This window comes from Marinospirillum sp. (assembly GCF_044810985.1).
In the GTDB taxonomy this organism is placed as follows: Bacteria; Pseudomonadota; Gammaproteobacteria; order Pseudomonadales; family Halomonadaceae; genus Marinospirillum.
This window is the reverse complement of sequence record NZ_CP085242.1, coordinates 1,337,088-1,349,216: the sequence shown is the minus strand read 5'-3', so window position 1 is coordinate 1,349,216 and position 12,129 is coordinate 1,337,088. Positions and strand designations below refer to the sequence as shown.

Genomic DNA, 12,129 nt, shown 5'->3' with positions numbered 1-12,129 from the left:
GCTGAGGAGGCGTTATGGCGACCAGCCTTCAGCCAGAAGCAGCTGTTCATGAGCAGGCCGGCTCTCTCCAGTGTCTGTGTTTTGTCTTGGGCAAAGAAAAATTTGCCCTGCCTATGGCAGCCATCAAAGAACTGATTCGTGTCCCTGAACTCATCCGGGTGCCCCTGGCCGGTACCCACCTGCTGGGGGTGACCAATCTGCGCGGCATCGTCTTGCCGGTTGTGAGTCTGGCCAGCCTTCTGGGACGTGAAGCCGGTGAGCAGAATACCGCCAGCCGGGTAATTGTGCTCAAGGGTGACCAGCCTCTGGGTCTCTGGGTCGATGAAGTGGAAGCCGTAGAGGATTTTCCGCAGGAGCGTCTGGATACCAGCGAAGCCCTCCAACGTGATGATCAGCGTCGTTATCTGACCGGTTTTATCCGTCCCGGCAAGCAGTCAGGAGTCGGCGTGCGGCGTCTTTTGGATGCCTCGGCTCTAGTGGAAGCCAGCTGTCTGCACCCGGAGCATCAGCAGGACAAACCGGCCACTCCAGGTCGCAGCGAGCGCCCGGCCGCCACCCAGGAAGAAGCCTCTGCCAGCAGCCAGTTGATCCTGGGGTTTGAGCTGGCCGATCAGGATTTTGCCCTGCCTTTGCAACAGGTCAAGGAAGTGGTGCGCCTTCCCGAAGAGCTGGAACCCGTGACAGGGCTGCCCGGCTATATTCTGGGTGTGATGCCTTTGCGCAACCTCCTGGTTCCCCTGGTCAGTCTGCATCGTCTCTACCAATTGCCGGAACAAACGGATACCCAGCAAAAACGCCGGGTGCTGGTGGTGCCCCTGGCGGATCGCAACGGCAGCAGTTTCATCGGTTTGATTGTGGATGCCATTACCCAGGTCACCAGCCTGCCCGACCGGGCCTTTCAGGTCGTTCCCGAGTTGCTGGCTGATCTGCCCGGTTTTCAGGATGTCAATGCCATGGCCCGTCTGCCGGATGGACAGGGGCTTTTGGCTTTGCTGGATTCACGCAAGCTGCTGGCCGGTAAACAGTTTCAGCAGGCCGCCGAAGCGGCCGAACAGGAGACAGAAATGACCCAAACAGCAACGGAAGAAGAATGCCAGCTCGTGGTCTTCTCTCTGGATGATGAAGAATACGGTGTGGCCATTGAGGCCGCCAAGGAAATTTTGCGTGTTCCCGAACAACTGACCCGCGTGCCCAAATCCCCGGAATTCATTGAAGGGGTGATCAATTTGCGCGGCATGGTCCTGCCGGTGATGGATCTGCGGCGACGTTTTGATCTGCCGCTCAAGGAAAGGGACTACCGCCAGCGTATTATTGTTTTAAATCTCAATGGCCAGAGAACCGGTTTTATTGTCGATAGCGTCAAGGAAGTGCTGAAAATCCAAACCCGGCAACTGGAAGCCGCTCCACCCTTGTCAGCCGAGCAGATGCACCTGATCACCCAGATGGCCAATATTACTGAACAGGATCGCATGATTCTGCTGCTGGATGTCGGCCGGTTGGTGAGTGACCAGGAAGCTCTGGAGCTGAGTGCAACTCTGGAAGAGCCTTCTGCCAACCCGGAAAAAGGAACAGCCCAGGCATGATTTCCGTACTGGTTGTGGATGATTCGGCCATGATGCGCCGTTTTTTGACCCAGATTTTTGAGCGTGCCGGTGATTTCAAGGTGCGCACGGCGCGCAATGGCGAAGTGGCGCTGGAGCTTTTGGGCGAGGCCAGTTACGACGTGGTGACTTTGGATATCAATATGCCGGGCATGGATGGTTTGACCTGTTTAAGCCACATCATGACAGAAACACCCTGCCCAGTGGTCATGGTTTCATCCCTGACCGAAAAGGGCGCTTTGGCGACTCTAGAAGCCCTCGAGCTGGGTGCGGTGGATTATATTGCCAAACCCGGTGGTACGGTTTCCCACAATATGCAAGAGGTTGAGGAGGAGCTGCTTAACAAGGTTCGGACTGCAGCGGCTGCCAAACCCCGATTCCGCTCCCTGGATATCCACCCAACTCCAGCCGAGGCTGCACCGCAAAAGGCTTCTGAAGACTTGGGGGCGGGCTCCGAACGGGAGGCCGAAGGCCTGATTCTGGTTGGTGTTTCCACCGGTGGCCCCAGCTCACTGGAAACCCTACTGGCGGGGTTATCACCTCAGCAGCAGTGGCCGGTTTTGATTGCCCAGCATATGCCTGCCACCTTTACCGGGGTATTGGCGCAGCGTCTTAATGGCCTCTGTGCGCTGCCGGTTATGGAAGTGACCAAACCGACTCCCTTGCTGGCTGGCCGGGTTTATATGGCCCAGGGTGACAAGGATATTGAAGTGCGGCGGCGGGCGGGTCGCCTGATGGCCGTGCCCCAGCCCCAGGATGCTGAACGCCCCTGGCACCCCAGTGCTGATCGCATGGTGGAAAGTGCTCTGGAGGTCTTTGCACCGCAACAACTGATCGGTCTTCTCCTCACCGGCATGGGCGACGATGGTGCCCGGGCCATGCAAAACCTGCAGGCTGCCGGAGGGCGAACCCTGGCAGAAAGCGAGGAATCCTGTGTGGTCTACGGTATGCCACGTGCCCTGGTGGAAGCCGGTGGCGCTGATCAGGTGCTGCCCATTGAAGCCATTCCGGCCCAGCTGAAACGCTGGTTGCTCAGTTCTGCGTAAACCACAAGACGCTGCTAACGAGGCCCTGATGCTAATACGTAATCCCCAAGCTGAAGCTTCCACCCAACCGGCACAAGCCGAGTCCACAGAAGAGTTGGTTAAACAGCTGGAAACCCAGTTGCGCGAGGGGTCCGCCGATACCTGTATCGAGTTGCTATCCACCTGGCCCCAGCTACCCCAGGAATTGCGCCGCTTGATGCTCAAGCGTTTGTTGACTGAATCCGATGTCCGCGTTCAGCAGGTATTTATGAACCACCTGTTACCGGGCCTGCAGGAAGAAGAACTGCGTTTGTTGCTGGATCAGTTTACTGGTGAGGATGCCAGTCTGCGCAACCAGATCATTGACGGCCTGAGTCAGGTCAGCGAGGAACAACAGAAAAACCTTTTGCTGCCTGAACTGCAAAAACGTCTGAGTGAAGGCAGCCGGGATACCCGTATTCTGACCCTGAACCTAATTACCTGGCTGGAAAATCCGGCATTGCTCCCTGCCGTTGAAGCGCTTCTGGCTGAGGAAGAAGACATCAATGTTTGCATGACTGCCCTGGAAGCCCTGCCGGTGCTGGATGCCGGCCCGGAGCTGGCAGTATTGGATGCAGTTGCTGAGCGTTTTCATGATGAGCCCTATGCCCGTTTTGCCTTGCAGAATATTCGCAGGCAACTGGGCAGCAGCCCAACAAGTGGCCCCCAGAACAAGGAAGCCTAGTGTGGACATAACCGCTGCGGATTTTTTGCGTTTTCGCGATTATTTTTACCGCAAAACAGGCATTTATTTTGAAGAAAGCAAACGCTACTTCGTGGACAAGCGCCTGGAGGAAAGAGCCAAAAAACGCGGCTGCGAAGACTTTCGCAGCTACTTTAACCTCTTGAGGTTTGACCGGGATGATGAGCTTCAGGCGGTGATCAATCTGATGACCGTGAATGAAACCTACTTTCTGCGTGAAGCCTATCAGTTGGATTGTCTGGTCAACAGCCTGATGAATGAGGTGGCCTGGCGTAAGCGCCCCGGCCAGCGGATACGGATCTGGTCATTGCCCTGCTCCACGGGTGAAGAGCCTTTTTCCATTGCCCTGAGCCTGCTGGAGCGCTGGAAGGGCCTGAATGACTGGGATGTGGAGATCCTGGCTTCGGACATAGATACCCAGGTGTTGCAGAAATCGCGTGAAGGTATTTATGAAAAGCGCTCTTTGCAACATTTGCCCAGCGACTGGCTGCAACGTTATTTCCAACCTCTGCCCGGTTCATCCAGAGGGAGCTATCAATTGAATCAGGAGGTAAGAGAAAGTGTGGGTTTTTCCCGCATTAATCTCTACTCGGCTTCCGAAGTGGCTTCACTGGGCAAGATGGACATTATTTTTTGCCGCAACCTGTTGATTTATTTCGATGATTTATCCAGAAGACAGGCTGCGGAACGGCTTTATGATGCCCTGAACCCCGGGGGCTTTATCTGTCTGGGGCATTCCGAATCCATGAGCCGGATTTCGCCCCTGTTCAAGGTACGCAAGTTTCCTGATGCCCTGGTGTATCAGAAGTAGCCAGAGCCAAGAGGAGTTAATTATGAGAATCCTGGTCGTCGATGATGCCCAGACGGTACGTGGATATCACCGTCAGCTATTGGAAGAAGCTGACTTCGGTGTTGACGAAGCGGCCAATGGTCTGGAAGCCCTGGAAAAGATTCTTCAGGCCCCGCAGGCCTATGACGCTTTACTGGTGGATATCAATATGCCGCAAATGGATGGTTACACCCTGTTGAAAGAAGTGCGCAGCAACCCCGAAGTGGCTGATCTGCCAGCCATAATGATCAGTACCGAAGCGGAGCTGCACGACCGGGATCTGGCCTACCAGGCCGGAGCCAATGGTTATCTGGTCAAACCGGTCAAACCTCAGTTGCTGTCCAGCGTGCTTTTTCTGATGACCGGCAGAGTAGAGGAGGCCCGGCATGGATGATTTGCTGAAATTCTTTGTTGAGGAAGCAACCGAACTGGTTCAAAAAGCCGGCCAAAGCCTGCTGGTTCTGGAAAAAAATCCTGAAGACCCGGAAGCTCTGACCGAGGTGTTTCGTCAGGTGCATACCCTCAAGGGCTCGGGTGGAGTTCTGGAACTCCATGCCCTGGTCAAGGTGGTGCATGTTGCCGAAAATCTGCTGGAGTTGGCCAAGGAGGGGGAAACCCGTCTGGATGCCAGTTGCATTGATGCCTTGCTGGAGGCCATGGACCAGGTGAGTGCCTGGGTGGATGCTCTGGATACCCAGGGCACTTTGCCCGAGGATGCCGACCGGGTGGCCGAAGACTTGGCCGGTGAGCTGGCCGCTCTCTTGGAAGCGCACCAGGGCAGCCAGGAAGCAGCCAACCCACCCGTTTCGCTAGCGGATGCTGATGAGCCTCTGGCTGTGGAAGAAGACCCGAATAGCTCTGAAGCCTGGAGCGAGGGAGTTAACTGGGGAGTGTTTGATGACCCTGTGGATGATCTACCTTCACCCACCTGGTTGGGTCAGCTGGATGAAGCGGCCCGCATGCAGGCTTTCCGTCTGGCACTGGAAGGTGAAAGCCTTTGGGTGGTGGACTATACCCCGGATGAAGGCTGCTTTTATCAAGGCGATGACCCTTTGCTCAACCTGCGCCAGGCTCCAGGTCTGCTGGGTTTGACGCTCATTGAACCCGTCAGCCGGGAAGCCCCGGAAGAAGCCGATGTTTATCGGTGTCAGTTGCACCTGGGTGCTCTCTTGCAAACCAGTGAAGCGGAACTGGCCGAGCATTTTCAATACATCCCCGAACAGCTGGACTATCAGCCGCTGACCCGTGAGAACCTGATTCAACCCACCGGGGAGCCTCTGGGTATGGAGGTCGACCCTGCCTTGCTGGAGGATCTGCGTGGCTTCTGGGAAAACCGTCAACAAGAGGAATTGCTGGAACGCCTGAACATCCAGCTGGAGTTGTTGAATCCAGCCAGCCGCGAAGCCAGTCTGTTGCGGTGGCTGAAGGAAGTGACCCAGTTGACCCCGGATGATGCCCTGGTTTTTGAAACCCTCCTGGTCACGCTGGAAGAACCGGACAGCCAGTTGGATGAACACCAGCAACTGGACTGGGCCGAACGCCTGGCGGCCTGGGAGCCCAGTCAGCAAACCCCGGCCCCTGAGCCGGTGACAAAACCTGATGAAAACGTCCAGACTTCGCCTGCCACTTCGCAGCCCCTGCTGGTCGTGGAAGAGGGCAGTGAGGTGATGCAACTGCTGGAGGACCAAATGCGCCTTCTGGCTCGTTGCACCGACCCCCAACTTCAAGAGGGGGCGCTGGGCTCGGCCCAGAGAATCCTGGCCAATCTGGCAACGGCCACCCAGACCCGGCTGCCCGAAACCGTGACCCAAGCCACCTCGGCCAAAAGTCTGCACCAGGCTTTAAAGAACTGGCTGGAAGGCGAAGCAGCGGCTCCTGTAAAAACCCAAACTTCGGAGCAGCCTGCTCCCAGGGAACAGCAGCCTGAATCCAAAAAAGCCGTGGCCACTGCGGGGACAGAAAGCAAGGCCGCCGCCCCCATGATTCGTTCCTACAAGGTGGATCATGAACAGGTGGAACAACTGGGTGACCTGGTCGGGGAACTGGTGGTTGCCAAGAATACTCTGCCGTTTCTGGCCCAGAGAGCTGAACAGGTTTACGGTGAAAGGCGCATTGCCCGCGAGATCAGGGAACAATTCAATGTCATCAACCGTATCACCCGGGCACTTCAGGATGCCATGATGCAGGTTCAGATGCTGCCGGTTTCGCATGTTTTCCAGCGTTTCCCTCGACTGGTGCGGGATTTGTCACGCAAGCTGAACAAGCCCATTGAACTGGACGTGATCGGCGAGGACACCGAAGCCGAAAAGCATGTGATTGAAAATCTCTCCGACCCCCTGATTCACCTAATGCGCAACTCCATTGATCATGGCATTGAAATGCCTGAAGAACGTCAGGCAGCAGGAAAATCGGAAACCGGTCATATACGCCTGGCGGCCTGGCAGGAAAATGAATGGGTGGTGATCGAAGTCGCCGATGACGGCAAGGGTATCGACCCGGAAGCCATGCGCATGAAAGCCTATGAAAAAGGCCTGGTGGATGAAAGACGCATCAAGGAAATGAGCGACCAGGAAGCTCAGGAACTGATTTTTGCTGCGGGTTTTTCCACCAAGGATGCCGCAACGGACCTCTCCGGCCGCGGAATCGGCATGGATGTGGTGCGTACAACCATCGAAAAAGCCGGTGGGCGCCTGGAGCTGCGAAGTACTCTGGGTGAAGGCACCCGAACCCGTTTGAAACTGCCTCTGTCCATGTCCATCAGCCAGGTGATGCAAATCTGGATTGAAGGTCAACGCTACGGTGTGCCCATGGATCAGGTTGCAGAAACAGTACGCCTGCCCAGGGATCGTCTGCACCAGTTTAAAGACAAGGAAACCGTGATGCTGCGCGAACAGGTGCTGCCGGTTTGTCGTTCCCGTCAGTTGCTGGGGCTGGAAGAGCCGCAAGACAGTGACCAGGTAGCCCTGCTGATCGTTCGCCTGCGCGGCGAGCCCGTGGCCCTGATGGTGGATGACTTCAGTGAAGGTGTGGAAGTGATTCTCAAACCCATGGAAGGCGCTCTGGAAAGCCTGGGGGTTTACCAGGGAACAGCCCTGCTGGGTGATGGCAGTGTATTGCTGGTGCTGGATCTTCCCAATCTGCTGTGAGAGGACAAATGAAATGAGCCATACAATTGCAAAGGACACCCTCAAGCTGGAAGGGGTCTGTGGTGTGGAAGAAGCTGAAGAAATTCATGAAAAACTCCTGGAAGACCCGGAGTTGCAACTGGACTTGAGCGATTGTGAACACCTGCACGCTGCCAGTTTTCAGACACTTCTGGCGCAGCCCCGGCCGATCAAACGGGGAGCTAGGGATGCCTTCATCAAACGCTGGTTACAGCCTCTTCTGGAAGAGGCTGCCGGACCAAAAAAGGTTTAAACCATGCTGGAGCAGTTGACCCGACCGATACTTGCCATCAGTAACCGCAAAGGGGGCACGGGCAAAACCACCACCGCGGTTAACCTGGCCGCAGAGCTGGCCGCACGCCAGTATCGGGTGTTGCTGGTGGATACGGACTCCCAGGGTCATTGTGCTCTGGGCCTGGGTATCCGCTGGCGACCGGGTCAGCCCAACCTGCATGACTTGTTCAGCGACCGGCCTCCTTCTCTGCAAGAGGTGATTCTAAAGACCGCAACGCCGGGTCTGGATCTGGTGGCGGCCAATACCCGCTTTGAAGGGCTCTGGGGAACCGAGGATACCGGCATACTCAAGCGCGCACTGGAAGAGGCGCAGGATTATGATTTTATCCTCCTGGACACACCTCCTTCGGTGGATCTGGTTTTGATTAATGCCCTGACGGCAGCCAGTGGTGTCCTGATTCCGGCCGTTCCCCATCATTTGGGTGCTGAAGGTGTCCGCCAATTGACCCAGTTGTTTTACCGGGTAGCGAGTCGGGATAATCCCGGCCTTAAACTGCTGGGCATCGTGCCGGTGATGGCTGACCCCCAGGTTCCCGGCCATCGTGAGGTGGTGGAGGAGTTGAAAAAAGCCTTTGGCCCCGGGCGCATGCTGCGGGGGGTACGCCGTGACCAGCGCCTGGCAGAAGCATTTGCTGCCGGACAGCCGATTCGTCAGTATGCCGGTCGCTCCAGGGGCGCCATGGATTATTTTATGATGACTGAACAGCTATTGAAGATTTGACTTTTAACTGATTAAGCAAAGGAAACCGAGATGAAAACAGTGCTGCTCGTAGATGATTCACCGACTATCCTGATGAGTGTGAAAGGTGTTTTGCAGAGAAATAATCTGCAGGTGGAAACGGCCAAAAGTGGTGAAGAAGCCCTGCAGAAGATTAAAGGGGGTGTAAAGCCGGATTTGATGATTACCGATCTGAACATGCCCGGTATCAATGGCATTGAACTCATCAAGCAGGCCCGCCAAAGTGGACTCAAGTTCACCCCCATGCTGGTTCTGACCACCGAATCCCAGGAATCCAAACGTAAGGAAGCCCGGGCTGCAGGAGCCACCGGCTGGCTGGTCAAACCCGTTCAGGGCGATCAGCTCATGCAAATCATCAAAAAAGTGTTACCGGGTGCCTGATCCAGGGGCAAGGACAGGCCGTTTTACCTTGAAAGGCAAGTAGGCAGAAATATGGCAAGTGAAAAAGCGGTACCCAAAAAAGCCAGGCTGTTGGAAAGCCGACTTCTCAGGCGGCTGAGCTTTTTTTTGGTGGCGACCTGGCTGCTGGTGTTTTTTACCCAGGGCTATGTGGAGGCGTTGACCGAACATTTTGCACTGTCCGCTTCTGTTGTTCAGGCCAGCCTCAATACGCTTCTGGTACTGGTTGTGCTGATGGCCCAGGCGGCCTGGTCTTTTTACCGGGAAGGGGATCTGACCGCCGGAGCCAGCAATCTGGTGCACTATTTCAGCGACCAGCTCAAGGAATACCTGCAGGCGGTCAGCCAGGCGGAAGAGGCTTTTGATGAACGCCAGCCTCTCTATGGTGTTTTATCCGGGCACCTGCAAAGAGTGAACGGCCATACAGAAGGTGCGGTGACGGAGCTGATGCAGCATCTGGATGCCATGGATCAGGAGGTGGAAACCTTTGTTGGCCTGGTTGGTCAGCGCAGCGAGGAAACCGAAAGTCTGGCAGAAGACTCCAAGCGCAAGGCAACCGACAACCAGAAGGCTCTGGAAGATGTCAGTGCCCTGATTCGCAAGCAAAACCACCAAATGGAAAGCAACCGGGAAAGAGTCCTGGCGGTACTGGAAAAATCCAAAACCCTGGAAGACAGCATTGAGCTGATCAAGCAGGTTTCCTCGCAAACCAATTTGCTGGCTTTGAATGCCAGTATTGAAGCTGCCCGTGCCGGTGAACATGGCCGGGGTTTTGCTGTCGTGGCCGATGAAGTCAGGGATCTGTCCCTGCAATCCGAAAAGGCCGCTGAGAAAATCAGTGGCGAAATCCTGCAGATGGTGGAAACCATTCAGGAACAGTTCCGGGATGAGCTGGATGAAGGCATGAAGGATCAGGAACAACAGATGCTGGATAAAATTGCTGGCCAGTTGGAACACCTGGGCAGTGGTTATCTACAGCTGATTACCCAACATGGTGAGTTAGTGGGAGAAATGTTCAATGTCAGTGAACGTTTCAAGGATCTGGTCATCAAGGCCTTGTCATCTATCCAGTTTCAGGATGTGTCTCGCCAACAAATCGAACAGGTTATTCATGGTCTGGAGCAATTATCCCAGAGTGATCTGGCATTGCTGGACCTGCTGGAAAATCCCGGCGAGAAGCCCAAGGAAACCCTGCACATCGACCTACAGAAATACGAAGAAGGTTATGTGATGCAGGATCAGCGCCAGACCCACAAAACTGTCTTGCAGGATAAAAAAGCCACCTCTCAGCCTCAGCAAGGGGGTGGATCTCAGGAAGCGGATTTACCGGATATAGAGTTGTTCTGATATGCCACCTTTGCTTCGCCAGCCCCTGCCCTTGAAAACCTGGCTGAAGACGGAACGTCATCAGCTTAACGCCCGGGTGGAAAGGGCTTACCAGCGTGGTCAGGAGCTGGCGGTGCGTCTGGAAATCGGCACCGCTGATTCTCAAAAAACCGCTGGCCCCCATGATCTGCTCAAGCAATTTATTGCTGCGGAAATCCGCATGCGACAACTGCTGCTCAGCCACCCGGCACCCCTGCTGGTGACGGATCAGAAAGGTCAGCTCTTACTGACCAATCTGGCGGCCAAACAACTATTGGCTGCCTTAGGTTATGTTTTTGACCCGGTGAAACCGGTTTACCCCTCCTTGCAGGAAGCTTTCCCGGAGCTGGAGTCCGATCGGGAAATGCAACTTCAGGTGTCCAGTGATTATGCAGAGGCGGAAGAGGTTGTTTTTCTGGTCAGGGAAACCCCCATTCAGTGGCAGGAAACCCCGGCCCGGTTGTTGCTTTTTCATGATGTGAGCATGGAAGCCCAGGCTCGTCAGAAACTGGAAGAAGCCGTCAGCAGCCTGGAAAACCTCAACCGTATGAAGTCTGAATTCATGTCCATGGCGACCCATGAATTTCGCACCCCTCTGGCGAGTATGTTTTCCAGCTTGCAGCTTATGGATCAGTATTGCCAAAAACTGGCCCAGGAAACCGATAGCCGCTGGCTGGATAAACTGCAAAAACACGTCAAGCGTTCGGAAGAAGCCATCACCCACCTGGACGGTCTGGTTCAGGAAATGCTGACGTTGGAGAAAACCCGTGCAGGTCGCACCTACTTTACACCTCATCCGGTTCGGGTGGATCAACTGGTGAGTGAGGTTGTGGACAATCTCAGCTCGTTAGCTGAACAGCTGGACATCCCCCTGGCTGTCAGCAATGGCCTGCAAGATCCCCAGGCCAGCTATCCTCTGGATGCGCAATTGGTTCAGCATATACTCACCAACCTGATATCCAATGCGCTCCGCTTCAGCTCTCCAGGCCAGCCAGTGGCCGTGGAGTTTTTTTATAAAGATCAGGGACTTTGCCTTCAGGTGGTTGACCAGGGACGAGGTATTCCCGCAGAAGAGGTTTCCCACCTGGGTGCTCCCTTTTTTCGGGCCAGTAATGTCGATAATGTTCAGGGTACCGGCCTGGGACTTTCAATTGTGCGGCGTTTTGTTGACCTTCACCAGGGACGCCTGGAGATTCAAAGCCGTCTGGGTGAAGGCAGTTGTTTTTGTATCTGGCTACCGCTAGCCGCCTCAAAGAAGGAGAAGGATGATGACCAAGACCGTGATGTTGGTGGAAGATGAAGCCAGCCTTTTGGAGAACCTGGAAGAAATGCTGGAGCTGGAGGGTTTTGAAATCCTTAAAACCATGAACGGCGGGGAAGCCCTGGCCCAGTTGAAACACCGGCTGCCGGATTTGATTGTCTGTGACATCATGATGCCGATGATGGATGGTTTTGAGTTCCTGAAGCGAGTCCGGGCCGATGCTCGCACAGCCAGCTTGCCCTTTATCTTTCTGACGGCCAAAACGGCTGACGAGGATCAGCGCTTTGGACGGGAACTGGGTGCCGATGATTATCTGACCAAGCCTTTTACCCGTGAAGGGCTGCTTAAAGCTATCAACCTACGCCTGGGCAAACACCATTCCCTGAGCCACCTGGAACAGGAGCGCAGGATACAAGGTGGGTCGCGCCGCAGTCAGGCGGTTCTCTTGCGAATTGCTGCTGTGGAAGGCGACCTGGATGACCTGAAAAGCCTGGCTGAGGAGATGGGCGATATTGACCTGCTGGACGGTCAGGGCAACTCTGCCCTGATGTTTGCCGTCATGATGCGTAATGAAGAAGCTGCACGCCTACTGCTCAAGGCGGGTGCCAACCCGAACCTGGAACACCCCAAAACTCACTTGAGTGTGAAAGCCATGGCACGCAGCCTGGGACTGATGCGCCTGGCCCGGGAGATGGAAGGCTAGTGCAGAG

The 12,129-nt window shown here is 55.3% G+C and carries 12 protein-coding genes; all 12 read left to right on the top strand.

Features of this window, described 5'->3' with window-relative positions; all coding sequences use genetic code 11:
* The first annotated feature begins 14 nt into the window (after positions 1 to 14).
* Genes LG323_RS06485 through LG323_RS06430 form a run of 12 tightly spaced genes read left to right on the top strand, consistent with a single transcriptional unit; the run spans position 15 to position 12,122 of the window.
* The gene (locus tag LG323_RS06485; protein ID WP_404419927.1) at positions 15 to 1,583 is read left to right on the top strand and encodes a chemotaxis protein CheW; all 1,569 of its coding nucleotides are present in this window, start codon (positions 15 to 17) and stop codon (positions 1,581 to 1,583) included.
* A complete protein-coding gene (gene cheB, locus LG323_RS06480; protein WP_404419926.1) occupies positions 1,580 to 2,647 on the top strand; it encodes a chemotaxis-specific protein-glutamate methyltransferase CheB in 1,068 nt (355 codons plus the stop codon). The genes LG323_RS06485 and cheB overlap by 4 nt, the downstream gene beginning before the upstream one ends.
* A 28-nt stretch (positions 2,648 to 2,675) precedes the next feature.
* Positions 2,676 to 3,350 (top strand): hypothetical protein, encoded by a 675-nt coding sequence (locus tag LG323_RS06475; RefSeq protein ID WP_404419925.1) that lies wholly within the window; start codon positions 2,676 to 2,678, stop codon positions 3,348 to 3,350.
* 1 nt (position 3,351) lies between these two features.
* Positions 3,352 to 4,179 carry a CheR family methyltransferase gene (locus LG323_RS06470; protein ID WP_404419924.1) on the top strand — a complete coding sequence of 276 codons (828 nt, stop codon included), beginning with the start codon at positions 3,352 to 3,354 and terminating at the stop codon, positions 4,177 to 4,179.
* A gap of 22 nt (positions 4,180 to 4,201) precedes the next feature.
* Complete coding sequence (locus tag LG323_RS06465; RefSeq protein ID WP_310695910.1) at positions 4,202 to 4,591, top strand: response regulator; 390 nt, start codon at positions 4,202 to 4,204, stop codon at positions 4,589 to 4,591.
* Positions 4,584 to 7,343, top strand: coding sequence for a chemotaxis protein CheW (locus LG323_RS06460; RefSeq protein ID WP_404419923.1), 2,760 nt, complete (start codon positions 4,584 to 4,586; stop codon positions 7,341 to 7,343). Before LG323_RS06465 ends, LG323_RS06460 begins: the two co-directional genes overlap by 8 nt.
* A 13-nt stretch (positions 7,344 to 7,356) precedes the next feature.
* A complete protein-coding gene (locus LG323_RS06455; RefSeq protein WP_404419922.1) occupies positions 7,357 to 7,614 on the top strand; it encodes a hypothetical protein in 258 nt (85 codons plus the stop codon).
* Between the two features lie 3 nt (positions 7,615 to 7,617).
* A complete protein-coding gene (locus LG323_RS06450; protein WP_404419921.1) occupies positions 7,618 to 8,376 on the top strand; it encodes a ParA family protein in 759 nt (252 codons plus the stop codon).
* Between the two features lie 30 nt (positions 8,377 to 8,406).
* Positions 8,407 to 8,775 carry a response regulator gene (locus LG323_RS06445; RefSeq protein WP_310695906.1) on the top strand — a complete coding sequence of 123 codons (369 nt, stop codon included), beginning with the start codon at positions 8,407 to 8,409 and terminating at the stop codon, positions 8,773 to 8,775.
* Positions 8,776 to 8,826: 51 nt separating this feature from the next.
* Complete coding sequence (locus tag LG323_RS06440; protein WP_404419920.1) at positions 8,827 to 10,140, top strand: methyl-accepting chemotaxis protein; 1,314 nt, start codon at positions 8,827 to 8,829, stop codon at positions 10,138 to 10,140.
* A 1-nt stretch (position 10,141) separates the two neighbouring features.
* Complete coding sequence (locus tag LG323_RS06435; RefSeq protein WP_404419919.1) at positions 10,142 to 11,458, top strand: sensor histidine kinase; 1,317 nt, start codon at positions 10,142 to 10,144, stop codon at positions 11,456 to 11,458.
* Positions 11,424 to 12,122, top strand: coding sequence for a response regulator (locus tag LG323_RS06430; protein ID WP_404419918.1), 699 nt, complete (start codon positions 11,424 to 11,426; stop codon positions 12,120 to 12,122). Before LG323_RS06435 ends, LG323_RS06430 begins: the two co-directional genes overlap by 35 nt.
* Positions 12,123 to 12,129 lie beyond the last annotated feature (7 nt).

Coding starts and splice junctions, on each gene's coding strand:
- LG323_RS06445 (WP_310695906.1), top strand. CDS start 8,407: ATGAAAACAGTGCTGCTCGTAGATGATTCACCGACTATCCTGATGAGT.
- LG323_RS06440 (WP_404419920.1), top strand. CDS start 8,827: ATGGCAAGTGAAAAAGCGGTACCCAAAAAAGCCAGGCTGTTGGAAAGC.
- LG323_RS06460 (WP_404419923.1), top strand. CDS start 4,584: ATGGATGATTTGCTGAAATTCTTTGTTGAGGAAGCAACCGAACTGGTT.
- cheB (WP_404419926.1), top strand. CDS start 1,580: ATGATTTCCGTACTGGTTGTGGATGATTCGGCCATGATGCGCCGTTTT.
- LG323_RS06450 (WP_404419921.1), top strand. CDS start 7,618: ATGCTGGAGCAGTTGACCCGACCGATACTTGCCATCAGTAACCGCAAA.
- LG323_RS06455 (WP_404419922.1), top strand. CDS start 7,357: ATGAGCCATACAATTGCAAAGGACACCCTCAAGCTGGAAGGGGTCTGT.
- LG323_RS06435 (WP_404419919.1), top strand. CDS start 10,142: ATGCCACCTTTGCTTCGCCAGCCCCTGCCCTTGAAAACCTGGCTGAAG.
- LG323_RS06465 (WP_310695910.1), top strand. CDS start 4,202: ATGAGAATCCTGGTCGTCGATGATGCCCAGACGGTACGTGGATATCAC.
- LG323_RS06430 (WP_404419918.1), top strand. CDS start 11,424: ATGATGACCAAGACCGTGATGTTGGTGGAAGATGAAGCCAGCCTTTTG.
- LG323_RS06475 (WP_404419925.1), top strand. CDS start 2,676: ATGCTAATACGTAATCCCCAAGCTGAAGCTTCCACCCAACCGGCACAA.
- LG323_RS06485 (WP_404419927.1), top strand. CDS start 15: ATGGCGACCAGCCTTCAGCCAGAAGCAGCTGTTCATGAGCAGGCCGGC.